This window comes from Paenibacillus sp. VMFN-D1, assembly GCF_003386155.1.
Taxonomy (GTDB): domain Bacteria; phylum Bacillota; class Bacilli; order Paenibacillales; family Paenibacillaceae; genus Paenibacillus_AQ; species Paenibacillus_AQ favisporus.
On the sequence record NZ_QRDU01000001.1, the window covers coordinates 589,830 to 614,007 of the forward strand.

The 24,178-nt window shown below is 52.4% G+C and carries 30 protein-coding genes and 1 other annotated feature; of the genes, 28 read left to right on the forward strand and 2 right to left on the reverse strand.

Annotation, left to right across the window (positions count from 1 at the left end; all coding sequences use genetic code 11):
• Positions 1-40: 40 nt before the first annotated feature.
• Positions 41-275, reverse strand: a binding site (T-box leader).
• A 247-nt stretch (positions 276-522) separates the two neighbouring features.
• Genes C7820_RS02820 through C7820_RS02830 form a run of 3 tightly spaced genes read left to right on the forward strand, consistent with a single transcriptional unit; the run spans position 523 to position 2,395 of the window.
• Positions 523-1,116, forward strand: a complete 594-nt coding sequence (locus tag C7820_RS02820; RefSeq protein ID WP_076170069.1) for a CPBP family intramembrane glutamic endopeptidase — start codon at positions 523-525, stop codon at positions 1,114-1,116.
• Positions 1,113-1,553, forward strand: a complete 441-nt coding sequence (locus C7820_RS02825; protein WP_116229678.1) for a hypothetical protein — start codon at positions 1,113-1,115, stop codon at positions 1,551-1,553. Before C7820_RS02820 ends, C7820_RS02825 begins: the two co-directional genes overlap by 4 nt.
• Positions 1,547-2,395 (forward strand): metallophosphoesterase, encoded by an 849-nt coding sequence (locus C7820_RS02830; RefSeq protein ID WP_116229679.1) that lies wholly within the window; start codon positions 1,547-1,549, stop codon positions 2,393-2,395. The genes C7820_RS02825 and C7820_RS02830 overlap by 7 nt, the downstream gene beginning before the upstream one ends.
• Before the next feature lie 53 nt (positions 2,396-2,448).
• On the opposite strand, the gene C7820_RS02835 is transcribed toward C7820_RS02830, so the two are convergent.
• Complete coding sequence (locus tag C7820_RS02835) at positions 2,449-3,369, reverse strand: polysaccharide deacetylase family protein (RefSeq protein ID WP_116229680.1); 921 nt, start codon at positions 3,367-3,369, stop codon at positions 2,449-2,451.
• 95 nt (positions 3,370-3,464) lie between these two features.
• Between C7820_RS02835 and C7820_RS02840 the strand changes: the two genes are divergently transcribed.
• The 24 genes from C7820_RS02840 to C7820_RS02950 all read left to right on the forward strand — a co-directional run bounded on the left by C7820_RS02840 (position 3,465) and on the right by C7820_RS02950 (position 23,608).
• The gene (locus C7820_RS02840) at positions 3,465-3,770 is read left to right on the forward strand and encodes a hypothetical protein (protein ID WP_116229681.1); all 306 of its coding nucleotides are present in this window, start codon (positions 3,465-3,467) and stop codon (positions 3,768-3,770) included.
• Between the two features lie 186 nt (positions 3,771-3,956).
• Positions 3,957-4,571, forward strand: a complete 615-nt coding sequence (locus C7820_RS02845; protein ID WP_076170074.1) for a genetic competence negative regulator — start codon at positions 3,957-3,959, stop codon at positions 4,569-4,571.
• 126 nt (positions 4,572-4,697) lie between these two features.
• Positions 4,698-5,393 carry a glutamic-type intramembrane protease PrsW gene (prsW, locus tag C7820_RS02850; RefSeq protein ID WP_076170075.1) on the forward strand — a complete coding sequence of 232 codons (696 nt, stop codon included), beginning with the start codon at positions 4,698-4,700 and terminating at the stop codon, positions 5,391-5,393.
• Between the two features lie 78 nt (positions 5,394-5,471).
• Positions 5,472-5,621, forward strand: a complete 150-nt coding sequence (locus C7820_RS33385; RefSeq protein WP_163879344.1) for a hypothetical protein — start codon at positions 5,472-5,474, stop codon at positions 5,619-5,621.
• 84 nt (positions 5,622-5,705) lie between these two features.
• A complete protein-coding gene (gene ypeB, locus C7820_RS02855; RefSeq protein WP_116229682.1) occupies positions 5,706-7,067 on the forward strand; it encodes a germination protein YpeB in 1,362 nt (453 codons plus the stop codon).
• Between the two features lie 148 nt (positions 7,068-7,215).
• Positions 7,216-7,869 carry a flagellar brake protein gene (locus C7820_RS02860; protein ID WP_181908920.1) on the forward strand — a complete coding sequence of 218 codons (654 nt, stop codon included), beginning with the start codon at positions 7,216-7,218 and terminating at the stop codon, positions 7,867-7,869.
• Positions 7,870-7,938: 69 nt separating this feature from the next.
• Positions 7,939-8,160: a hypothetical protein gene (locus tag C7820_RS02865; protein WP_147306251.1), complete on the forward strand. Its 222-nt coding sequence runs from the start codon at positions 7,939-7,941 to the stop codon at positions 8,158-8,160.
• A gap of 106 nt (positions 8,161-8,266) precedes the next feature.
• Positions 8,267-8,971 carry a (d)CMP kinase gene (gene cmk, locus C7820_RS02870; RefSeq protein WP_076170078.1) on the forward strand — a complete coding sequence of 235 codons (705 nt, stop codon included), beginning with the start codon at positions 8,267-8,269 and terminating at the stop codon, positions 8,969-8,971.
• On the forward strand, positions 8,968-9,564 hold the full coding sequence (locus tag C7820_RS02875) for a lysophospholipid acyltransferase family protein (protein WP_285855049.1): 597 nt from the start codon (positions 8,968-8,970) through the stop codon (positions 9,562-9,564). Before cmk ends, C7820_RS02875 begins: the two co-directional genes overlap by 4 nt.
• Before the next feature lie 123 nt (positions 9,565-9,687).
• Positions 9,688-10,917: a 30S ribosomal protein S1 gene (rpsA, locus tag C7820_RS02880; protein WP_116229684.1), complete on the forward strand. Its 1,230-nt coding sequence runs from the start codon at positions 9,688-9,690 to the stop codon at positions 10,915-10,917.
• A 254-nt stretch (positions 10,918-11,171) separates the two neighbouring features.
• Positions 11,172-12,494 carry a ribosome biogenesis GTPase Der gene (gene der / locus C7820_RS02885; protein ID WP_089548060.1) on the forward strand — a complete coding sequence of 441 codons (1,323 nt, stop codon included), beginning with the start codon at positions 11,172-11,174 and terminating at the stop codon, positions 12,492-12,494.
• Between the two features lie 11 nt (positions 12,495-12,505).
• Entirely contained in the window at positions 12,506-13,129 is a 624-nt protein-coding gene (gene plsY / locus C7820_RS02890) for a glycerol-3-phosphate 1-O-acyltransferase PlsY (RefSeq protein WP_116229685.1), read from the forward strand.
• Positions 13,119-14,159: an NAD(P)H-dependent glycerol-3-phosphate dehydrogenase gene (locus tag C7820_RS02895; protein ID WP_076170082.1), complete on the forward strand. Its 1,041-nt coding sequence runs from the start codon at positions 13,119-13,121 to the stop codon at positions 14,157-14,159. The genes plsY and C7820_RS02895 overlap by 11 nt, the downstream gene beginning before the upstream one ends.
• A gap of 70 nt (positions 14,160-14,229) precedes the next feature.
• Positions 14,230-14,505, forward strand: a complete 276-nt coding sequence (locus C7820_RS02900; protein WP_076170083.1) for a stage VI sporulation protein F — start codon at positions 14,230-14,232, stop codon at positions 14,503-14,505.
• Positions 14,506-14,729: 224 nt separating this feature from the next.
• Complete coding sequence (locus tag C7820_RS02905; RefSeq protein WP_076170084.1) at positions 14,730-14,909, forward strand: DUF2768 family protein; 180 nt, start codon at positions 14,730-14,732, stop codon at positions 14,907-14,909.
• A gap of 23 nt (positions 14,910-14,932) precedes the next feature.
• On the forward strand, positions 14,933-15,235 hold the full coding sequence (locus C7820_RS02910) for a 2Fe-2S iron-sulfur cluster-binding protein (RefSeq protein WP_116229686.1): 303 nt from the start codon (positions 14,933-14,935) through the stop codon (positions 15,233-15,235).
• Positions 15,236-15,262: 27 nt separating this feature from the next.
• The gene (locus tag C7820_RS02915) at positions 15,263-15,904 is read left to right on the forward strand and encodes a nucleotidyltransferase family protein (RefSeq protein WP_181908921.1); all 642 of its coding nucleotides are present in this window, start codon (positions 15,263-15,265) and stop codon (positions 15,902-15,904) included.
• A complete protein-coding gene (locus C7820_RS02920; RefSeq protein ID WP_089548058.1) occupies positions 15,901-16,260 on the forward strand; it encodes a 2Fe-2S iron-sulfur cluster-binding protein in 360 nt (119 codons plus the stop codon). The genes C7820_RS02915 and C7820_RS02920 overlap by 4 nt, the downstream gene beginning before the upstream one ends.
• A gap of 77 nt (positions 16,261-16,337) precedes the next feature.
• Positions 16,338-17,099 carry a DUF3939 domain-containing protein gene (locus C7820_RS02925; protein WP_251677021.1) on the forward strand — a complete coding sequence of 254 codons (762 nt, stop codon included), beginning with the start codon at positions 16,338-16,340 and terminating at the stop codon, positions 17,097-17,099.
• Between the two features lie 472 nt (positions 17,100-17,571).
• Entirely contained in the window at positions 17,572-19,050 is a 1,479-nt protein-coding gene (gene spoIVA, locus C7820_RS02930; RefSeq protein WP_116229687.1) for a stage IV sporulation protein A, read from the forward strand.
• 285 nt (positions 19,051-19,335) lie between these two features.
• Positions 19,336-20,412 carry a sugar ABC transporter substrate-binding protein gene (locus C7820_RS02935; RefSeq protein ID WP_116229688.1) on the forward strand — a complete coding sequence of 359 codons (1,077 nt, stop codon included), beginning with the start codon at positions 19,336-19,338 and terminating at the stop codon, positions 20,410-20,412.
• A 280-nt stretch (positions 20,413-20,692) separates the two neighbouring features.
• Positions 20,693-22,189 (forward strand): sugar ABC transporter ATP-binding protein, encoded by a 1,497-nt coding sequence (locus tag C7820_RS02940; RefSeq protein WP_116231606.1) that lies wholly within the window; start codon positions 20,693-20,695, stop codon positions 22,187-22,189.
• On the forward strand, positions 22,179-23,165 hold the full coding sequence (locus tag C7820_RS02945) for an ABC transporter permease (RefSeq protein ID WP_105444680.1): 987 nt from the start codon (positions 22,179-22,181) through the stop codon (positions 23,163-23,165). Before C7820_RS02940 ends, C7820_RS02945 begins: the two co-directional genes overlap by 11 nt.
• Positions 23,166-23,335: 170 nt before the next feature.
• Positions 23,336-23,608 (forward strand): HU family DNA-binding protein, encoded by a 273-nt coding sequence (locus tag C7820_RS02950; protein ID WP_076170090.1) that lies wholly within the window; start codon positions 23,336-23,338, stop codon positions 23,606-23,608.
• A 45-nt stretch (positions 23,609-23,653) separates the two neighbouring features.
• Here the strand turns inward: C7820_RS02950 and C7820_RS02955 are convergent, their stop codons facing one another.
• Entirely contained in the window at positions 23,654-23,836 is a 183-nt protein-coding gene (locus C7820_RS02955) for a hypothetical protein (protein WP_116229689.1), read from the reverse strand.
• A gap of 104 nt (positions 23,837-23,940) precedes the next feature.
• Between C7820_RS02955 and mtrB the strand changes: the two genes are divergently transcribed.
• Entirely contained in the window at positions 23,941-24,174 is a 234-nt protein-coding gene (gene mtrB / locus C7820_RS02960) for a trp RNA-binding attenuation protein MtrB (protein ID WP_076170091.1), read from the forward strand.
• Positions 24,175-24,178: the final 4 nt, after the last annotated feature.

A 24,178-nucleotide genomic window follows, 5' to 3' on the forward strand; every position in this document is an offset into this window, starting at 1 on the left:
GGACAACAAAAAAACTCCCGATCCGCATACTACTTCCGTAGTAAGGGACGAGAGTTATCGTGGTGCCACCCTAATTCACCGCCGTCTTCGCGAACGGCAGCCTCAAGGTCTTCCGATTGGAGACCTGATTGATAACGGAATCATCCGACTGCACCTACTGAGTAGTTCAATGCAGTTGCTCTGGAACGCTAAAGATGACTTCTCTGTCACCGGTTTGCACCAACCACCGGCTCTCTGGAGACGATAAAGCCTCTTCTTTCCTTCATCGTGTTTCGCTCAATTAATTTTTCCATAATGTATCACGCGCCTATCAGGCGTGTCAATAGGTAAAAGTGCTTCCCTTGAATGTTCTGCTCTTAATCTGCTATGATTCTAATGCTGGGAGGACTTTTTTAACAAAGTTAAATCGTATATTTCGGGGGTCCCGCAGAACACAAACAGATGTTGGAGTAAAACCTTCACGTTGTGGGATGTTTGCAACCACTCTAGTAACAGAAACTTAATAGACAGGCAGGCCTCATCATGAAAAAAAGGAAATGGAAATTACCCAAAATTCAGCAGGCTAAGCCTGAACAGCTGAATGACCGTCTACTTCTGATCAATCTGTATATCACCCAGGGCCTAACCTTATTGATCGGTCTCGTATGGATTCTGCTGCAGCGAAGAAATCCGCTTGCCTTGTTTCAGCTTCAGCATCCCGGACAAGTTGCGGCATGGGGGCTTGGGCTGGCCGCCGTTATGTTTGCCGTCGATTTCCTCGTCTCCCGGATTACGCCGGAGGAAGTGATGGATGACGGCGGAATCAACAACATGCTGTTCCAGCGCCGTCCCGTATGGCATATTATAGTCATCTCTGCGGTCGTGGCGGTATGCGAGGAGCTGCTGTTCCGTGGAGCCGTACAGCATGCGTTCGGTCCGTATTGGACCAGTATATTATTTGCGGTCATTCACGTCCGGTATTTGAAGCACTGGATTCCAACAGGCTGGGTTTTTTTGAGCAGTTACGGCCTCGGATATATCTACATACATTCCGGAACACTGCTTGCCCCGGTCTTATGCCATTTTATGATTGATTGTGTATCCGGGCTAGTGATTCGATTTCGGAGGGAAGCATGAACAGCGAATTGAGCAGAGTTGAAACGTACAGAAAAAATCGGAAGAAGACCCCGGTAAAAAAGGCGCCTTCAGCCGGTGCCGGTAAACGGACTCCGCCCAAGTCCAAGGCAGCAGAGACGTCTTCAACACGGGCGGCCGGAACGCTGAGACGCGGAAAAACGGCAGGAAATGCAGGAAAGCGGCCGGCGGCTGCCAGAACTGCTGCAGCCGCTTCCGGCTCGGCAGCCACGCAGTCCCGTCGGAGTAACCGGACTGCCGGAAACAGGGAGACGGAAGGCGAATCCACTGTTCCGGCAAGAGCGGACACTTACGGTTCGCGACGCATCAAGATCAGTAAATATTTTACGAACTCTTTAATCTTTTTATTTATCGGTTTAACGGCATTTCTTGTTTATTGGGGAATTAAGGGCGCCCCCCCGCTGGAGGACCTATGGTAACCCCCTGGCTCGTTTGGACGGGGGCAGGCGTCGTGGCTGCGGCTGCAGCGCTTTATGCCAGGATGTCGTATGAGGCGAGGCTTGAGCTGGTTCAGCAGGCCGACGTGAGGCTGGAAAGGCTGCCTAAGCCCTTTGACGGCTGCAAGCTCCTGTTCATATCGGATCTGCATAGCAGAAGGCTGACGGGGAAGACGATTCGGCAGCTGGCCGGAACGGTTGATTGGGTGATCCTTGGCGGGGATATTATGGAACGGAATGTACCGCTGAGCCAGGTGGAGCACAACTTAAGGCTGCTCGCCGAAATCGCCCCGGTGTATGCGGTATATGGCAACCACGATTATAAGGCCGATCCCGAAGGTTTGGAAAAGCTGATGAACGCATGCGGAGTCACTTTGCTGCGGGATGAGAACGTTCCTCTGCAGCGAAACGGCGCGCGCATCTGGTTAACCGGTGTTGATTATCCGCGGTACAAACGAAACGATTACCCTCCGGTTCCACAGCTGTCTGTCCGTGATGCCGGTGCGGAATGCCGCATCCTAGCCGTTCATGACCCGGCCTGGCTGCAGAAGCAGAAGACGATCCAGGCGGACCTTGTGCTTGCCGGCCATACCCATGGCGGACAAATTACGCTGCCTTGGCTCGGACCGGTCCGGCTGAATCAATTTTACCGCAAGTATGCTTCGGGATGGTTTGAGTTTGAACAGCCGGAAGCGGAGGTCCGCCGGCCGCGCATGCTGATCAGCCGCGGTTTCGGCACAAGACGCGTTCCGCTCCGCCTGTGCTGCCCTGCAGAAATGCATGTCCTTACGCTAAGGACAGAACCTCTAGAAAAACACAGATAAACGAGTAAAAGCAGCCGATATGCCGGCTGCTTTTTTGTGCATTGCATGATTCCTCACTTGATTTGAGTATCGATGCTTTCGGGATCTACAAAGGTGTAGCCTTTGCTTTCCAGTTTGGTAAGGAGCGTATCCAGCGCTTCGACGGTCCACGGAAGCTCATGCATTAAAATGTTGCTGCCGCTGTGCAGCTGGTCCAGCACGTTCGAGATAACCTTGTCGGCATTGCCGCTGCTTTTGGAGCTCATCGTCCAATCGAGCGAGCCGTTGGACCAGGTCATGTACAGGAGACCGTTCTCCTTGGCGATTTTCTTGCCGGTATCACCGCCAGCCCCATTGGGGGGACGGAAAAATACCGGCGCTTTGCCAACGGTTGCCTTGACGATCTGCTGCGTATCCTCGATTTGCCTGCGTACTTCCGCTTCGGGCTTATTTTTGAGGATAATGTGATCCCAGCTGTGGTTGCCGATGGTCTGTCCGCGGTCTGCTATTAATTTCAACAGCTCGGGATGCTGCTTGACGCGGTATCCATTGACAAAAAATATCGCCTTGGCGTGATGCTTGTCCAGCGTATCGATCAACCCGTTGATCATTTCGGCCTTTTTAGGGCCGTCGTCGAAGGTTAGCAGTACGACTTTTTTCGAAACCCCTTCAACACTCGGAACGATATCGTAAGCTTTATTCATGCGATACTGCACCTTTACTGCTTTTGTACCCGACTGCTGATCGTTGGAATCCGGCTTGGATGCGCTGCCTTGATTCGTTTGATCGTTATTCGTTTCCGGAGAATTTTCCGATCCCGATCCGCCTGGTTGAACGCCGGACGTCCCGTTTGTTGTGGTGCTGCCTGAATTGTTGGTATGTACTTCGCTTGTTTGAGCCGGAGGGACCGCCTTTTGGTCTTTTTGTCCCTCGTTTCCGCAGGCGCTCAGGATGAGCAGTGAGCATAGAGCCAGCGCCGCCGTAATTTTAACCATGATTTCATCTCGCTTTCCTGAATTTATGCCGCATGAGCAGGACCATATTCGCTCAAAATATATTCGACTTCATCCCATAAGGAGGTTGTACCTAAATGAACACTTCTGCTTTTATTGGCGGTATTTTGGTTGGTGCTGCTGCAACGACGCTGTTGGCCAAAAACCGGGGACGCATGATTACGTCCGTCATTGGCGGCAATGCCAAGGACAAAATGATGGACATGGCGAACATCGGCATGGGCTCGTCCCATCGTCACGACACTCATGGTTCTCACAACGATTCGTATTCCAAGGGATCGAGCGTCACCCAGATTAAAGATTTTATCCGCACCAATCCGGATGTCAAGCGGGAAGTGGACATGATTCTGAAAGAGACAAATACGGTGATACCTGGATTGTAAACGCGTCAAACCCATTAGAATCATTTAAAGGGCGGTTATCCGCTCCAAATGATTCTTTTTTTGTCCATTTTACAGCGTGCATTTATGGTTATATAATGATAACATACTTACATAGAACTATTTTCAGCACATATTATGGGAGACATCATAATTTGTTATAACAATGCTTACAAGGAGGATCCTGTCATGAAAATAGAACGCTTAAGCTCAGATAAGATACGGATTTTCCTTACGTTTGACGACCTGAGTGAACGGGGCATCCAGAAGGAGGACATGTGGCAAGAAATCCCGAAGGTGCACGAGCTGTTTACCGAAATGATGGATCAGGCCTATAACGAACTGGGCTTTGATGCAACGGGACCGCTCGCCGTGGAAGTGTTTGCCCTTCCTGCTCAAGGAATGGTCGTCATCGTGACCCGGGGGAAATACGATCATCATCAGTACAGTCAACTGGGTGAAGATGAACTCCCTGAAGAAGTTTACGAAATGGAAGTCACGCTTGAACAAAGCGACTCCATCGTGTATGCTTTTAACGACTTCGAAGTGCTGATCGAAGCTGCACACGTACTTCAACGACATATCACCGAAGCCGGGCGGCTTTATCATTATAGAGATAAATGGGTACTGTACATGGACCCAGAAGAAATCGACGCTAATCAGCTTCCTTCGCTGATCGCGGTTCTTGCCGAGTTCGGAGAAGCTGCATCCTATACGGAAGCCGTACTTGAGGAATACGGCAAAGTCGTCATTGCTGAGAATGCGGTTGACGTCATTTGCACACATTTCAAGCGCCAGGATTAACACCGTTATCCTGATCGAGACATCCCATGAGGATTCATCTTCATGGGATGAACTTTGCTTTGAAGCAGGAGTTACATTCGGCAGGGCCGCTAAGGTCACTGCCAGGAAGTGGAGGGATTAAGAACGGTGCTTTTGTTTTCGGTTATTGCGTCGGCATTGGCGCCGGGTCTTGCCCTACTGACCTATTTTTATTTAAAGGACAGATACGATCAGGAACCGCTGCTTATGGTGATCAAGGTGTTTCTGCTTGGTTTTATGATCGTGGTTCCGGTCATGATCATCCAGCGGGGCCTTACAACAGGGCTCGGCGGCAATCCGTATCTGGATTCTTTTGTCATATCGGCGTTTGTTGAGGAATTTTTGAAATGGTTCGTGCTGTTTCACATGATATACAACCATACGGAGTTTGACGAGCCGTACGACGGAATCGTGTATGCCGTAGCGATTTCGCTGGGCTTCGCGACTGTGGAGAATGTGATGTATGCCTGGTACAGCCACGCATCCTTCGGGGCGATGTTCCTGCGGGCGCTGCTCCCGGTATCGGGGCATGCCATGTTCGGGGTGATGATGGGTTATTACCTCGGCAGAGCGAGGTTTTCGACCGGAGCCAAGGCCAAGCGTTTTCTGGTCTATTCGATGATCATTCCGTGGTTCTGGCACGGGGTCTACGACTTTATTCTAAGCACGATGACCCATTATTGGATCTGGTTTATCGTCCCGCTGATGGCTTTTCTATGGTACGGAGGCATGGGCAAGGTATACCGGGCCAACAACCGCTCCCCGTTCCGTTTCCTGAAGCGGGAGGAAGAGGTTAATACGTAATTAAATTGGGCACACTTTATCCTAAGAAGTTACAATCCGCATTCGGATACAATCTTTTTAGGATGGAGGTGTCCTTTTTTGCGTGTCAAAGTAAAAATCGTCTGCAGGCAATGCGGGGAACGCTACGTGCTGCGAGGCAAAAAAGAACGCGGGAAGATCGAAACCGGCTTCAAGCAGTGCCTGTGCAACAACCAAAGCCAGTTCGATATCGAAGAAGACCCGTTTTGAACCGATACCTGGGAAACGATGCATAAGACTCCTTTCTTCTAGTCAAACTAACACCAGCTTTAAGTTGATGAAAGGAGACTTCACATGTACAAGCGATTAAGCGCTGTTTTATTTCCCATAGTCACCCTGTTTATGATCGGAGCGTTTGTGTGGGGGTACCAAGAGAACCAGGAGAAGAACGCCGTGCTGATCAAGGCGGAGAACCAGTATCAGCGGGCTTTTCATGACCTGTCCTATCATATGGACCGCCTGCACAGCGAGCTTGGCAATACGCTGGCCGTAAGCTCGGCTTCCAATGCGATGCACCGGAAAGGGCTGGTCAACGTGTGGCGGCTGACAAGCGAAGCGCAGAACGAAATCAACCAGCTGCCGCTCACCATGCTGCCGTTTAACAAAACCGAAGAGTTTCTGTCCAAAATATCGAAGTTTTCCTACCAGACCTCCATGCGGAATTTGGAGAAAGAGCCGCTGTCAAATGAGGAGATCAAAAACCTGAAGGCGCTCTATGCCAACTCCGGACAAATCACCAAGGATCTCCAGGACGTGCAGTCCAAGGTGATCAGCAACCGGCTGCGCTGGATGGACGTGGAAAGCGCGATGGCCACGGAAGACAAGAAGCTGGACAACACCATTATCGACGGCTTCAAAACGGTAGACAAAAGGGTCGGCGAATACCCGGAATTGAACTGGGGTCCGTCGGTATCCAGCATCTATGACAAGCGGTCGGTGAAAAAGCTGTCGGCACAGCCGGTATCTCCCGACGATATTAAGCGTAAAGCAGCCGAGTTTGCCGGCGCGGGAGGAGGCCAGTCCAACGTTCAAGTTACCGAAAACGGTAAAGGAACCGAATGGGCGTCCTACACCGCCACCGTCAGCTCCAACAACCGGCCTGCTCCGCTGTCGCTGAACTTCACCCGTCAGGGCGGCCACTTGATTTCCTTTTCCGATAACCGGGAGGTCGGACCGAAGGCGGTTACGATGGAAGAAGCCCGCAAGAAGGCAGATCAGTTTCTGCAAAGTAAAGGCTATAAGGATATGACGGCCGTTACAGCAGACCAGTATGATAATATGGGCAACTTCACATATGTGCGCAAGCAGGATGGCGTACTGGTGTACCCGGAAAAAATGACGGTTCGGGTCGGGCTCGATAACGGCGAGGTGACCGGGTTCCAGGCCAGCGATCTCGTTTACGAGCAATCCCAGGCGCGTAAAATTCCAAAACCGAAGCTGACCTTGAGCCAGGCGCGGAAGAGGCTGAATCCCGAGTTTAAGGAAAACTACAACCGGCTGGCGCTGATCAAGGACGATTCGGGCCAGGAAGCTCTCTGCTACGAATTCGGTGGCAACATTAACGGCTCCAGATACCGGATATACATGGATGCCAATGACGGCTCTGAACGGGTCGTAGAGGAGCTCAAGGATTCGGATAAAAAAGCGGTGAAATAGGCAAAAAGTTGCAAGGATCAAGTGATGAGCAAAGCCTCTCGGATCAGCCGAGGGGCTTTTTATATTGCGCAAAAACACTGCTTACCTATGAACAAAGACATGGTATAATCAGGATAGAATGCTATTTTACAGGCTGGCGGTGAGTTTGTTGTTTCCTAAAATCAGCGATCAATTGTTTATCTCCGTCGATTCCGGAGACCAGAAAGAAGCGGGGATGGAGTACAAGTCACGTATCACGGATCTGGAGGACGAGTCCATTCTGATGGAGGTGCCCATCCAGGAAAAGACCGGGCAGCTGAAGCGGCTGCACATGGGTGACGAGCTTTCGGTGTATTTTTTGACCGACGGCGGCGTTAAAAATTTTTTCAATACTTACGTGCTCGGCTTCAAGGAAGACGTCGTCCGCATGGTGCGGATCCGCAGGCCTGAGCCCGAGGCGATCGGCAAAGTCCAGCGCCGAAGCTTTTTGCGCGTCCATGCCGGATTGGAGGTGGCGGTCCAGACCGAACACCATATCCGCTTCGTCACGCGTACAGAGGATGTCGGCGGGGGCGGCATTTCCTTTTATAGCGACGCCGATAAGGCGATCCGTGAAGGGGACATGCTGTCCTGCTGGGTGCTAGTACCGTATAAGAACGGAAACCTGGAGCACGTTCCGTTTAAAGGCAGCGTCGTCCGGATCCAGCAGCTCGACAACGGCCGGAACATCGTGATGTTGAAGTTTGAAGCGATTGCGGATATGGAGCGGCAAAAGCTGATCCGTTACTGCTTCGAGCGCCAGTTTGATTTCCGGAACCGCTGAGAGATCGGGTGAGGGAATATTTTGCTTTGCCAAGGATACACTAGTAGGAAAATTCAGGGAGTGTATCTGATGGATGAACAGGATCGCGTTCGGCAGTATCTCCGGCTGTTCGGAGAATGCTTTGACGTTTTGTCCAAATGGGTAAAAAGGGCTTTGATTGTGCTTGTCATTATGCTGATCCTCATACAGGGGGCGCTTCATATCAAGCCGGTCAGACCTTACTTGTCCCCGGTGTACAAGCTTGACGGCATCCCTGTCAAAGAGCGGGATGTCAGGGATTGGAAAGAGTAAAATGGAGGGACGTTTTTGCATCGGAATAGGTTGTGTGGTATAATTTTCTCGACGCAGGCAATGCCTGCTTTTTTCTTGAGGCTTATGTTTGAGGAGGAATGCCCCTTTGGTTAGGCAGGGGACAGAGGATAACTTGAAAATCAACATTGCGATCGATGGACCTGCCGGGGCCGGCAAAAGCACGATTGCCCGCCTGGTGGCGAGAGCCCTCTCGTACATATACGTGGACACTGGAGCCATGTATCGGGCCGTAACGTGGTTTATGATGGAGCAAGGAATTGGACCGGAATTTCCTGAAAAAGTGCTTCAACTCACCCAAAAGATGGTGATTGAATTAATACCCGGGGAAGACGGGCAGAAAGTTCTGGTCAACGGCGAAGATGTGACCCCTTACATCCGTTCTTTGCAGGTGAACGGGATGGTATCCCAATACTCGCAGATTGAAGGAGTAAGACGCCACCTCGTTGCGCTGCAGCAGCAGATGGCTCTGCACAAAGGCATAGTGATGGATGGACGAGATATCGGAACGACCGTGCTTCCCGATGCCGAAGTGAAGATTTTCATGACGGCAAGCGTCAAAGAGCGTGCTCTCCGCCGGTACAAGGAAATGAACGATGCGGAAGGATTGACACTTGAACAGCTTGAGAAGGATATCGAAAGACGTGACCGTCTGGACGCAGAGCGCGAAATTTCGCCGCTTCGCTGCGCCGATGACGCCATTGTCCTGGATACGACGCACATGGATATACCTCAGGTTGTCGACACCATCGTTGATTACTGCAAAACGTACAGGGGTGGGGAGAAGAATTGAAGATTTACGTTTTTTGCCGGGATATCCTTAGGGCAATATTCACCTTGTTGTACCGCTTTGAAGCGGTCGGCACGGAGAATATCCCCAAAGAAGGCGGGGTGCTGCTCTGCTCCAATCACAAAAGTCTGCTCGATCCGATATCCGTCGGGATCAAGGTGAAGCGGCAGGTCAAGTTCATGGCCAAGGAAGAATTGTTTAAAGTTCCCGTACTGGGATGGCTGATCACCCAGTTCGGAGCGTTTCCCGTCAAGCGGGGGGGAGTCAGCAAAGAGTCCTTCAAGACCTCCATCTCCATTTTGCGCGGCGGTGAAATCATGGGCATCTTTCCGGTAGGCACGCGCTTCTCCGATACTGGCGCCGCCAAGAAAGGGGCTGCCATGTTTGCGCTCCGCGGCAATGCCGCCGTCGTGCCGGCCGCGATTATCGGCGATTACAAGATTTTCAGAAAAATGAAAATCGTGTATGGACAACCTATCGTCCTGGATGACCTGAAAAGCGGCGAGGTGGATGGCGATCCGCTCGAGCTGGTGACAGAACGCATCATGGACCGGATCCATGAAATGGAGAAGACCGGAAGACCTTCGGGGAATTAGCCGGGCGTGCATGAACACAAGCACTTATTGGAAACATATGATTCGTACTGCTTTATGATGTTTTGAACTCTGCGTCAGCAGGTTTGAATAAATGGGTTTTTTTGAATTGAGGAGGGTATTGACATGTCGGAAGAAACGAAAAATCAAGAAACTGCAGAAGCGGTAAACCAAGAGGAATTGGATCAATTCGTATCCTTGAAAAAAGGGGACACCGTGAAAGGCACGATCGTCAAACTGGAGGACAACCAAGCTTATGTAAGCATTGGATATAAATATGACGGCGTCATTCCGGTCCGCGAACTGTCTTCCGTACACCTTGACAACGCATCCGAAGCGGTGCAGGTTGGTCAGGAAGTGGAATGCAAGGTTGTCAGCATCGACGACGAGAAGGAAAGACTCGTTCTTTCCAAGCGCGCGATCGACAGCGAGAATGCCTGGGATGAGCTCGAGAAGCATTTCGAAGCTCAGGACGCTTTCGAAGTTACCGTAGCTGACGTGGTAAAAGGCGGTCTCGTCGCAGACGTGGGCGCACGCGGATTTATCCCGGCTTCCATGGTAGAGCGTCATTTCGTTGAAGATTTCAGCGACTACAAAGGCCGCACGCTGCGCGTGAAGGTAAAAGAGCTTGACCGTGAGAACAACAAAGTGATCCTGTCGCAAAAAGACGTTCTCGAAGAAGAGTTCGAAGCCAACAAGCAAAAAGTGATGGGTGAACTCCAAGAAGGACAAGAAATCGAAGGTACAGTGCAGCGTCTGACTCAATTCGGCGCCTTTGTTGATGTGGGCGGCGTTGACGGACTGGTTCACGTGTCTGAAATGGCTTGGCATCATGTGGACAAACCTTCCGATGTTGTGTCCGAAGGCGACCAAGTGAAGGTAAAAGTGCTCAAAGTTGATCCGGAAAAAGGCAAAATCAGCCTGAGCATCAAGGCTGCCCAGCCAGGACCATGGGAATCCGCAGCCGACAAGTTCCATACCGGCGATGTAGTAACAGGCGAAGTGAAGCGTCTTGTCACTTTCGGTGCTTTCGTTGAGCTGGCACCAGGTGTCGAAGGACTTGTTCATATTTCGCAAATTTCCCATAAGCACATCGGCACACCGCATGAAGTGCTCAAAGAAGGCCAAGAAGTTCAAGTCAAAATCTTGGACATCAACACGGCTGAAAAGCGCGTAAGCCTGAGCATCAAGGAAACCGAGGAAGCTCCTGCGGCAGCTCCAAGACCGGAAAGAGCGCCGAAGAGCAGCGTGCACAAGGATGATCTGAAAGACAACCCGAACGTATCGCTCAGCAACCAAGGCCTCAGCATTACACTCGGTGAACGTTTTGGAGACAAACTCAGCAAATTTAAATGATTTGGGCCTCCAAAATTGAAATCGGTGAACCCTTACACGGGTTTACCGATTTTTTTTTAGATAAGCAAGTATGCTGATTAGGGGAAAATTGGTTCGAGATGTTCGATTTATGAAAGCCAAAGAATTGGCCATGCATGGTTCTGTGTATGCTTTGGAAAAATACAATTAACATTCGGCTATTCCTATGAAAGGTTAGCCAAAAGAAACGTTTTTTGCTATGATGATTATCGTAAGAATTGACAGGAGGAGTGACTATGGCAAGACCCGTAGTGGCAATCGTGGGCAGGCCTAATGTGGGGAAATCCACCATTTTTAACCGTTTGGTCGGGGACAGGCTGGCCATTGTAGAAGATAAGCCGGGCGTGACGCGTGACCGGATTTACAGCGTTGCCGAATGGAACGGCAAACCTTTCAGTGTCATTGACACGGGAGGTATTGAAATTGACGGTGACGATGTCATATTGAAATCGATCCGTATGCAGGCTGAGCTTGCTATCGAAGAAGCCGACGTCATTGTCTTTATGTGCGATGCCAAGAGCGGCGTAACCCAATCTGATGAAGAAGTAGCCCAGATGCTTTTCCGGTCCGGAAAACCGATCGTGCTGGCCGTAAACAAAGTGGACAATTTGCAGCGCAATGACGACATTTACGAGTTTTACAGCCTCGGTTTTGGGGACCCGATCGCGATATCCGGCAGTCACGGAACCGGGATCGGCGATCTTCTGGACGCTATTGTAGATATTTTGCCAGACCTGACGGATGACGAGTACGATGAGGACGTGATCCGGGTTGCACTGATCGGACGGCCGAATGTCGGCAAATCGTCGCTCGTGAATGCGATCCTTGGCGAAGAACGCGTCATTGTCAGCGATATTGCGGGAACGACCCGGGATGCCATTGACACTCCGTTTGAGCGGGACGGGCAGCGTTACGTGCTGATCGATACCGCCGGTATGCGCAAACGCGGAAAAGTATACGAAACGACCGAGAAGTACAGCGTTATGCGGGCGATGCGCGCCATCGAAAGAGCGGATGTGGTGCTTGTCGTCATTAACGGCGAAGAAGGGATCATTGACCAGGATAAGCATATTGCTGGTTACGCTTACGAGGCCGGCAAAGCTTCTCTTTTTGTCGTCAATAAATGGGACGCCGTCGAGAAGGATGACAAGACGATGCACCAGTTTGAGAAAAAGATCCGCGATCACTTCCTGTTTATGACCTATGCGCCGATTCTGTTTCTGTCTGCCAAAACGAAGCAGCGGCTCCACAAGCTTCTGCCGGTCGTTCAGCACGTCGCCGAGCAGCATTCGCTGCGGGTGCAGACGCATCTCTTGAATGACGTCGTATCCGACGCCGTGGCGATTAATCCGCCTCCGACGGACAAGGGGCGCCGCCTGCGCATCAATTATGCGACGCAGGTTGCGGTCAAGCCGCCGACGATGGTCATTTTCGTGAACGATCCGGAACTGATGCACTTCTCTTACGAGCGTTATTTGGAGAACAAGATCCGGTCTGCTTTTGATTTTGAAGGAACGCCTATACGCATCTTTACTCGGCGCAAATCGGATGAAAGTTAGGGGAGAATAGCTTGGTTCTACAGATCATCGCCATTATACTGAGTTACTTGCTCGGTTCCATCAGCTTCAGCGTCGTCCTTGCCAAGCTGCTGAAAGGGATCGACATCCGCCAGCACGGCAGCGGTAATGCGGGAGCGACGAATACGCTGCGCATACTGGGGAAGGGACCGGCCGTTCTGGTCCTGGCGCTGGACGTCCTTAAAGGAATCGCGGCGGTCTGGATCGGCGTGTGGTTGGGCGGAGGCGAGGCATGGGTTCCCGCATTATGCGGCATCGGTGCGATCGTCGGGCATAACTGGCCGGTGTATTTTCACTTCCGCGGGGGCAAAGGCATTGCGACGACCATTGGCGTCATGGCGACACTGAGCTTTCTGCCAGCACTGTATGCCGGCATTATCGCCATTCTGCTGATCGTGGTTACACGGTATGTGTCGTTGGGATCACTGGTGTTCGTGGCGCTTACGCCTGTATTTTTGCTCATTTTGGGTTATGCCTGGCCAATTTTTTGGACCAGTCTCATTATTTGTATATTTGCCTTCTGGAGACATCGGAGCAATATTGTGAAAATTCTTCAGGGCCGGGAAAATAAGATCGGATCCGGGGGGCCCAAAGGGGGTAAAGGGATTGTCAAATAAAGTGGCTGTATTGGTCGCGGGCAGCTGGGGAACGGCTTTGGCCAGCGTGCTGGCCGCAAACCATCCGGAGGTGGTGCTGTGGAGCAGAAATCCGGATCAGGTCAAGGAAATCAATGAGCAGCATACCAACAACCGCTATCTGCCGGACGCTCAGCTGCCGGTCAATCTGAAAGCGACAAGCGACATGGGGGAAGCGGTGTCGGGGGCGAAGGCCGTAGTTATCGTTGCCCCATCCAAAGCGATGCGGCAGGTGGCGCGGGACTTAAGCGCTCATTGGCAGAAGGATATGCTCGTGATCCATGCGACGAAAGGTTTTGAGACCGAAACGTTGAAGCGGATGTCTACGGTCATCGCTGAAGAGCTGGGCTGCGAAGAGGGAAGAATCGTAGTCATGTCCGGTCCAAGCCATGCGGAGGAAGTCGTCAAGCGGTGCCCGACCACCGTTGTGGTCGCATCACTGACCGAGAGCGAGGCGGTCGCCGCGCAGGACTTGTTTATGAATTCCGACTTCCGCGTATACACCAACCGGGATATGGTCGGGGTCGAGCTCGCGGGAGCGCTGAAGAACATCATTGCCCTCGGCGCGGGCATGTCGGATGGACTTGGCTTCGGGGATAATGCAAAAGCGGCGCTGCTTACGCGAGGTTTGGCTGAAATCACCCGGATCGGCGTCGAAATGGGAGCGAACCCGCTCACGTTCTCCGGCCTCGCGGGCGTCGGGGACCTGGTGGCCACGGCAACGAGCAGGCACAGCCGGAACTGGCGCGCAGGCTCCATGCTCGGTCAAGGCAAAAACCTCGATGAGGTGCTGGATTCGATGGGCATGGTGGTGGAAGGTGTCCGGACGACCCAAGCGGCGCATGACATCTCGAAAAAATACGGCGTACAGATGCCGATAGCCGATCAGCTGTACCATGTGCTCTTTTTGAACCGGAATCCGCGCATTGCCGTCGAGGCGCTCATGGGCCGGGACCCGAAGACCGAAATGGAGACGATGAAGCTGGAAACGTGGGAGCAGTGGCACCGTTGATGCTTATTCACCTTTTTCCGCACTTCCTCATATATTAGGGTTGAGGAATGCCGGAGGAGGGGAGAAGACATTGAGCAAAAACATTTCTAGGGATGCGCTGAAGGCGATCAATAAGAAAACGGGCAAAAACATCTCTGAAAGTGCCGTCAAAAAACTGGCCAGCACGGTTAAGCCGTCGACCATGCAAAACGAGGCCCAGCTCCGTCAGCTGATTAAACAAGTATCCGCGATGGCCAACGTTCCCGTCAGCGAGGAAACCATCAAGGATATCATCAGCGCCGTAAAGAAAAGCGGGATGAATCCTGAAAACATGGAAGCGTTGATGAAAATGATGATGAAGAAATAATCATATAGGTCAGACGAAAAAAGAGCATGAAGTCTTTGGAGCCGGAGGCTGCAGGGCTTTTCGCTCTTTTTTTATAGGTATCAAATCGTCTCTGCTGTTCCGATGAGAGGAAGAAGTACGGGGACTGCTGACCGAGCCTTACTTTGTGGGCGCATTTTGCGAAATCGGACAAGTTTCGTGTTATAATACGGTTAATGATGGAACAGATTGGAGAGTTTTAGCGTATGGATCCAATGACAAAAATGTGGGTATCCCTGATCGCCATCTTGATTATGGGGCTATCCGTCTTTCTCATTACCTTCGCCCGAACCAAAACAAAGGGGGTTCTTCGGGGAGCCCTCTCTTTGGTCGCATTTGTCATTATGGTGGTCGGATTTTTGGGCGGAATGGCAGCACTAATGTAGCAAAGGAACGGTGGATAACGAACATGGAAGCAGCATTACAGCTAATTGGAAGATCAATCGAGAAAACCGTCGTGCCTGAACCAGGCAAAAGCATCCTTCAGCATGCGAAGGACAACAAAGTGGACTGGCAGCACCTCTGCACCCGCGGTACCTGTGCCCGCTGCCGCTGTCTGATTTCCGAAGGGGCGGAGCACCTGGAGGAACCGACGAAAGCGGAGCATCTTCGCCTCGACCCGGAAGAGTTTGACGAGGGCTATCGTCTAGGGTGCCAAGCCGTGGTCAAGACGGCGGGGAAAATCGTAGCCAGAAATAAAACGTATTTTTAAATGGACCGGAAGATTGGAGTGTGTGCCGTGCAGATCCCAGCCGAATTACAGCAAGCGCTGCATGACGCCTCTCATGCGCTGTCGCAAACCTCATCCTGCTGGTTAATTGGCGGAAGCTGCGGGCTTTTGCTGCAGGACGTGCATTTGGATAAACCGCCACGCGATATTGACATCTACGCCGATTCGGCCTCCGTATCGGAGCTTCATCATGCCCTCGCAGGGCGGGCGGTGGATCAGCAGGTCCTGAGCGTTACGGATCAATACCGGTCCGTATTAAGCCATTATAAGTTGAGCCGGTACACGCTGGAACTGGTGGGAGGGTTCGAAGTTCAGGCGGAGGGTTCGCATTATAAGGTTGAAATTAACCGGAGGCTGGCCCCTGTGGGCGTCTATGCGAAACTAAACTCAATACGGATTCCGCTGATGCCGCTCAGCCATGAGCTGCTGTTTAATGTGCTTCGGAACCGGGAGGACCGGTACACGGCGATTGCCGCTGCCATGCGGGCAGATTTACAGGCCCATTTACCGCTCTTGGAGGATCTGCTCACGGATAATGCGTTCCAATCCGAGCACATTCAGATCATTTCCCAATTGCTCCAGACCGAGTCGTTAGTCCGATTTGCGGTAAACGGGCGGGATTCAGGCCATGCCGGGCGGGAAAGCCAATGAACCATAAAGTTACGTTCCAGCCGTCAGGCAAAAGCGTTCTCGTCCGCGAAGGCATATCGCTGCTCCATGCGGCCAGGGATGCAGGGGTATACATACCCACGCGATGCGGGGGCAAAATGGGCTGTTTGATGTGCAAAGTTCAGGTTGACGCTGCCAGCGCCGGACAGCTCACCCCTCCCGCCGAGGCGGAGAAGCGCAAGCTCGGCTCCCTGATCCGCAGCGGCACCAGGCTCTCATGTCAAGCCAGAGTGCGCGGTGCGGTGACGGTGACAGTCCCGGAAGACAAACTGAAGGCGGCGGTCCGCAAGCAGCTGGAAGCAGCAAGGAACCGTGACCGGGAGGACGACCTGTGGTAGCGGCGGGCAGGACAACCACGTTACAGGCTGCTTGATGTATCAATCGGCTTTACTATATGCAAAGGGTGATATTGTTGATGACATCGGCTTTGACCAACAAGATGATGAAGGGAGCCCGGAAGGCGGCGACGGCTGTCATGGTGCTGCTGTTGATCATGACCGCCACAGCCTGCATGTATCCGGATCAGAAGAGCGGTGAGACGAGGGTATCCTACCGTGAAAGCGTGAAGCGTATCCAGTCCGCGATGGACGATTTTCAAAAGGATCAGGGGATCCTGCCGATCATCAATGCGGATGAAACGACGCCGCGCTTTGAGAAGTTCCGCATCGACCTGGACCAGCTCCAAAAACGGGGCTACTTGGACGATATCCCAACGACCGCCTTTGAGAAAGGCGGAAGCGCATACTTTCTAGTACAGAACGAAGAGACCGACCCAACCGTTAAGGTCATGGATCTCGTCACGGTGCAAAAGGTCAACGACGTGCAGCGGGCTGTCGATTTGTATAAGTCCAAGCATGATGGGCAGCTGCCGGCCGGCGAAGAAATTTATCCCGGAATCCATACCGTTGATCCGGATCTGGCTGGCACAAACAATGTTGAGCTGAAGAGCGTATATTCAGGTCAGGACATGAGCTTTATCATGGATGCCAAGGGCGTGGTTTATGCGGATTATGCATTTGATATTATGCAGCTGATTGACAAGGAAGGCGTGAAGCCTTCCAAAGACGAGGATTTACGAGATTACCTGATCAAGTCTTCCGATTATGTACCGGTGAAGTCGCTGCCGTACGAGTGGTCAGGGGATGCGCCGATCGCCAAATCGGAGACAGGGGCATGAAACTGAACGAACAGATTGGAAGAGAAAGGCCTGCTGGAAACAGTGGGTCTTTTTTTTATGCGTATTGCTATGTTTTTTGGGATTCCCGCTAGCAAAACGGCATCAACAAGCGGATGAGCGGCCGTGTGCAGGTAGTTATGTTGTGCTGCATGCTTCATATACATATTTATTTATGCCCCGGCATATATCTGAGAGGGATGACGAGGGGCATGCGAACGACGCAGGGATTATATGAATTTTATTCCGAATACCCGTCATATTGTTTTTAATAGGTACATACTATGATACTAGTCCAAATGCCTACGGAGTAACGCCGCTTTGCCGTTTCCCATCCTACCTGACTACCGGCGGCGGACTACTGACGACATTGTAAGGCTCCAATCCGTTGCAATGGCTCGAGGCTCCAGATGGAACACGAAGCGGATGCTCTTAAAGCATTTTTCCTTCGGAGTAAATGAGGAGGGGATCTCTTTTGGAAAAAGTGGACATTTTTAAAGACATTGCCGAACGAACTGGCGGGGACATTTACCTGGGTGTCGTCGGCGCCGTCCGCACAGGAAAGTCAACATTTATTAAACGGTTTATGGAAACCATCGTACTGCCGAACATTGCAAGCGAGGCAGACCGCGCCAGAGCGGTCGATGAGCTCCCGCAGAGCGCTGCCGGGAAGACGATTATGACCACCGAGCCGAAGTTTGTACCGAACAATGCGGTGCAGCTGAAGGTCACCGAAGGTCTGGAAGTGAACGTCCGCCTTGTGGACTGTGTAGGCTACGCGGTGGAAGGCGCCAAAGGCTATGAGGATGAAAACGGTCCGCGCATGATTTCGACGCCATGGTTCGAGGAGCCGATCCCGTTCCAGGAAGCGGCCGAAATCGGGACGCGGAAAGTGATTCAGGAGCACTCTACGCTGGGCGTTGTGGTGACTACGGACGGCACGATTGCCGAAATTCCGCGCCACTCCTATGTGGAAGCTGAAGAACGCGTCGTCGCCGAGCTGAAGGAAGTCGGTAAGCCGTTTGTGCTGGTCATCAACTCCACGAAGCCGCGGAGTGAAGAAACGCTGCAGCTGCGCAATGAGCTCGCCGAGAAATACGACATTCCGGTCATGGCGCTCAGTGCGGCGACAATGACGGAGGATGACGTCACCGGCGTCATGCGCGAAGTGCTGTACGAATTCCCGGTACACGAAGTCAACGTCAACCTGCCTAGCTGGGTTATGGTGCTGAACGAGAAGCACTGGCTGCGCAGCAACTATGAAAATTCCGTACGCGATACGGTCAAGGATATCCGCCGTTTGCGCGACGTGGACCGGGTGGTTACCCAGTTCATGGACTATGACTTCATCAACCGCGCGGCGCTCAGCGGCATGAATATGGGCCAAGGGGTAGCCGAGATCGACCTGTTCGCTCCGGATGAACTGTACGATCAAATCCTGATGGAAGTGGTCGGTGTGGAAATCCGCGGCAAGGACCATCTGCTGCAGCTGATGCAGGAATTCTCGCATGCCAAGCGGGAGTACGACCGGTTCGCCGAGGCGTTGGAGATGGTCAAGACGACCGGTTACGGCATCGCCGCTCCTTCGCTGGCCGAAATGTCGCTCGATGAGCCGGAGCTGATCCGCCAAGGATCCCGGTTCGGGGTTCGCTTGAAGGCGACGGCGCCTTCGATCCATATGATCCGCGTCGATGTCGAGTCGGAATTCTCGCCGATCATCGGTACGGAGAAACAGTCCGAGGAACTCGTGCGCTACCTCATCCAGGACTTCGAAAACGATCCGATCAAGATCTGGGATTCAGACATTTTCGGCAGATCGCTGCACTCTATCGTACGGGAAGGCATTCAAGGCAAGATCGCCATGATGCCGGATAATGCGAGATATAAACTGCAGGAGACGCTCGGACGCATTATCAATGAAGGCTCTGGCGGATTGATCGCGATTATTTTGTAACCCATCAGCGTTAAGTAAAAACCGTAGGCAGGCGCCCGCTTGCTTGCGGTTTTTTTGTGGTTCAATGCAGAAATGGATACCTGTTGAAAGTAATTCCTGTTTTATACATAAAAATAAGCATATGGATGCTCGGAGCCGAGTTAAGGGTCCGTTATAACAGGTTTTTTATGAAAAAAAGAAAGTATTTATACAAACTCTTAAAAACCTATTTACATACTTGGATATAGGCTTTATATTAGTGTATAACATTTTAACATAGTGAAGCTTTTAAGGGGGAAGAGAGAAATGCGTTTAAGAGGTAAAAAAAGGGGTTTCGTGTTGGCATCCGTCCTGCTGGTGCTGTCGATGGTGATGAGTGCCTGCGGTCATAACGCGCCGCCGGCAGCGGACTCGGGGAGTGCATCCGGTGCAAACGCGGACAAGCCTCTGGCGGGCAAACGAGTTGCGCTTATCATGGAGTTTAACACAGGAACGTTCTCCCAGCAATACGTTCAAGGGGTAACCGAGGAAGTGGAGAAATTCGGCGGAAAGCTGACGAAGTTCGTGGCCGCCAACGATAAAGCAAAAATGGCGTCTCTGCTGGATTCGGCCATCACGCAGCATTTTGACTTGATTCTGACCGACCACGGCGATTCGCTCCTCGAACCGGGCCTCCGCAAAGCAGTGGAGCAGAAGATCCCTGTCGTCGTCTTCGACGCTGACGTGAACGTGCCCGGCGCGACCGTGCTCTCTCAGGACGACCAGAAGATGGCCGACCTGACGCTGCAGCAGATGAAGGAGGACATCGGGGGCAAAGGCAACATCGTCAAAGTATGGGTGGCCGGATTCGCACCGATGGAACGGCGCCAAACCTCTTATGCGAAATTTATGAAAGAGAATCCGGATATTAAGGAAATCGCCACGTTCGGCACCGCGAATAACCCGGCACTGGACACGCAGACCCAGATGGAAGCGATTCTGAAGCAGTATCCGAAGGGACAGATTTCGGCCGTATGGGCTGCTTGGGACGAGTTCGCCAAAGGGGCGGCGCGCGCCATCCAGCAGGCCGGACGCGATGAAATCAAGGTGTACGGTATCGATATGAGTGATGAGGACCTGCAAATGATTCAGGATCCTAGCAACCCGTGGGTCGCTTCCGCCGCTGTCGATCCAAAGGATATCGGACGTATTCAGGTCCGATATGGCTACCAGAAGCTGCACGGAGATCAAACCGAGGACAAGGTCGTTCTGAATCCGGTGTACGTTTCCCGCGACGCGCTTCCGAAGGAACAAATTTCCACCACCGAGCTGTCCCAATACGTAGACGGCTGGGGTGCCAGCAAGCAAGGACTTCAGGACTGGATGAACGAGTACAGCAAGTAAAAAAGATCCGGTCAAACCGGCAAATGCAAGTCTTGGGGTGGTGCTGAGGCGCTGCCCTTTTTCAGGAACAGGGGCTACGCTTCACCCCACTTTGTGGGGTTACTGTTTTGGGGCCCCCCGCAAAGTACCAGAACAACATCGGCAGCAGATCATCACTTTGTGGGGTTATTATTTCGGGGCTCCCCGCAAAGTACCTGAACAACATCGGAAGCTGTACTCCACTTTGTGGGGTTACTTTTTGAAGGAGGAATGCCGTGTGACATCATCATTTCAGCTGGAAATGAGCGGAATCGGCAAACAATTTGGCGGCGTTCCTGCGCTGCATGCGGTGGATTTTACGGTTCGCGGCGGCCAGATTCATGCGCTGCTCGGTGCCAACGGCGCCGGAAAGAGCACGTTGATGAAGATTCTGTCGGGCGCTTATCAGCCGGACAGCGGACGCATTGCGGCAAACGGCACGGAGCTGCACATCACCTCTCCGGCCGCGGCCAAGCAGCACGGCATTCACTGCGTGTATCAGGAGGTCGATTCGGCCCTCGTCCCGCAGCTGAGCGTCGCCGAAAACGTCATGCTGGACGCCTTGTCTTCGGGCCGGGGAAGCATGTGGGTCAATTACCGGTCTATGGACAAGCAGGTCAAGGCGATTTTGTCCAGGCTGGATGACAGTATAGACATCCATAAAAAGGTGTACGAGCTGTCGCTTGCGCAAAAACAGATCGTCCTGCTGGCCCGTATTTTGTCCCAGGACGCCAAGGTGATTATATTCGACGAACCGACCGCTCCGCTGAGCGACAGCGAATGCGAGGCATTTTTCCGGATGATGCACTCGCTAAAGGACGCCGGTGTGGCGTGCATCTTTATTACACACCGCCTGCCGGAAGTGCTGCAGCACAGCGATATGGTGACCATAATGCGTGACGGAAGGAAGGTTTACACTGGCCGGACACAGGAGATCACCGGGGAAGGTATTATCGGGCACATGCTCGGCAAAACGTTTGAAGAAGAGTTTCCGAAAAAGGATACCGTAATTGGGGACGTGCTCCTTCAGGCCGAAGGCGTCAAGCGCGGACACAAGGTGCGGGGCGCGGATCTTGAGGTCCGCCGCGGGGAAATTGTAGCGGTAGTCGGCCTGGTGGGCGCCGGTAAAACCGAACTGGCCCGGATCCTGAGCGGTGCGGATCAGCCGGACGAAGGCAGCATCCATCTGAAAGGGAAGAAGCTGTCGCTTAAACAACCGGCTGACGCGGTATCCGCGGGAATCGTCTCCATCCCGGAGGAGCGCCGGAAAGAGGGAATCTTTATCCACGAATCGGTGGATTTGAACCTGTCCATACCGGTGCTGAACCAAGTCAGCAGGCTGGGGTTTATCTCGCGGAAGAAGGAGAGGGCTTTATCCGCCAAAATGGTCGGTGCCCTTGGAGTCAAGGCTGCCTCCGGCAGCCAGCTGGTGAAGTTCCTAAGCGGCGGCAACCAGCAGAAGCTGGCGATCGGCAAATGGCTGGACAGCGGGGCGGAAGTTTTTATATTTGACGAACCGACCAAAGGGGTCGATATCGGCGCGAAAAGCGATATATTCCGCATCATCGGAGATTTGGCGGATGCCGGCAAGGGCATTTTGTATTTTACCTGCGAATTGGCAGAAGGACTGGGAATCGGCGACCGGATCGCCGTCATGAGCGGCGGAACCATCAGCAAAGTATTTGCTCGGGGAGAAGCGACGCAAGCCCAGCTCCTATATTATGCGAGCGGAGGCTTGGAGGAAGACCATGAAGGATAAACTGTTAAACTTGGCGTTCCGGTACGGGGCGGTTGTCGTTATCATCGGGGTTATTGCATTTTTTTCGTTCAGACTGCCTTATTTCTTCACGTACGGGAACCTGACCGACATTCTGGGCTCGATCACGATCGTGACCTTTGTGGCGATTGGGGTGACCTTGTCGCTGGTCGTGGACGGCTTTGACCTGTCGGTAGGCTCAACCGTGTCGCTGACCACCGTAGGTGCCGCGTCGCTGATGATATGGTACGAGCAGCCGCTGTGGGTCGTCATCATCGTGCCGCTTATCCTGGGTGCCGTCATCGGGCTCGTTAACGCATTCCTGATCGTCAAGCTGCGGATCCCGGATCTTCTGGCAACCCTTGCCGTAATGTACATCGTCGGCGGGATTCACAAAACGTATGCTGCGGGTTATACGATTTACAACCATATGGAATTCCCGGACGGCACCAAAGCCCCCGGCGAGATGAGCGCCGCCTTTCTGCAGCTTGGACAGGGCAAATGGTTCGGCATTCCGATTTCGGCCGTCCTCCTGATTATCGCTGTGGCGCTTGTGCATATTTTTCTGACGCGGACCAAATACGGCCGCCAAATGTACGTCACAGGCGGTAATGAGGAAGCGGCCCGCCTGTCCGGGATCAAGGTGAAAAGGGTGCGTACGCTGGCGTACGTCGCTTCCGGCGTGTTCGCCGCGATCGGCGGGATTATTTACGCCTCCCGGGTCGGATCCGGACAAATCGACGCGGGATCGCCGCTCTTGATGGAATCCGTGGCGGCCGTGTTCGTCGGTTTTTCGGTCTTTGGCGCCGGCAAACCCAACGTCATCGGCACGTTTATCGGGTCGGTATTAATCGGGGTACTGGTCAACGGACTGACCATGATGAATTTGCAGTATTTTACACATGATATCGTTAAAGGGATCGTTCTTGTCCTCGCTCTCGCCGTCACTTTTTACGTTTTGAACCGCTCGCGAACGTAAAACTCTTGAAATTCTGCGGTTGCTGTATTACTATAAGTTTGTTCCGCGCCTGCGGCTGAATACGGTCTATATGGCGATTCTATCTGTAAATCTCACAGATGAACGTATATTTTACGGCAAAACGGAAAGATTGATAACATCGATTTATTATTTTGGGAGGTGAAATGATAGTGAACAAGTCCGAACTGATTTCCCAAGTAGCTGAAACGACAGAACTGTCCAAGAAGGATGCGACGAAAGCGGTTGACGCTGTATTCGAATCCATCGCACAGGCTCTGCAAAACGGGGACAAAGTCCAACTCGTTGGATTTGGTAACTTTGAAGTGCGCGAGCGTTCCGCACGTAAAGGCCGCAACCCGCAAACCGGTGAAGAAATCGAAATCCCTTCGAGCAAAATTCCGGCATTCAAGCCTGGTAAAGCGCTCAAAGACGGAATTAAATAAGATTTCTACATATTCCATACGCAAGAAGAGGACCGTGACGCTCGTTCACGGCCTTTTCTTTTCTGTAGGGTTAGGGCTGATATGTCCTTCGAGAGGATTGCCGTTGTCGTCCTTTTCCGAATAGGCGATCAGGATGACGGGAGAACCCGTCAGCTGGCTCAGCTGCTGCTCGTATTCGCGAAGCTTGGAAATTTGCCCTTCCCGCAGGGGCGCCGGTTCATATTGCATGTTCTCAACTCCTTGGACTTTATTACATTAGGTAGTATAGCCACAGGATTTTAAAATAATGATACGCTGTGTGTAAGGCTCGCTGAAGAAAGGAGGATACAGTCATGGAAAATAAAGGGAATACGGGAAATAGCGATTTTATCGTGATCAAGGCGAAGGATCAAGGGGTGCAGGTCATTGGGCTGACCCGAGGCCAGGATACCCGGTTTCATCACACGGAGAAGCTGGACAAAGGCGAAGTGCTGATCGCCCAGTTTACGGACCATACCTCCGCCATTAAAATTCGCGGCAAAGCCGAAGTGTGGACGAAACACGGAAGTCTCGAAAGCGACAGCTAATCGC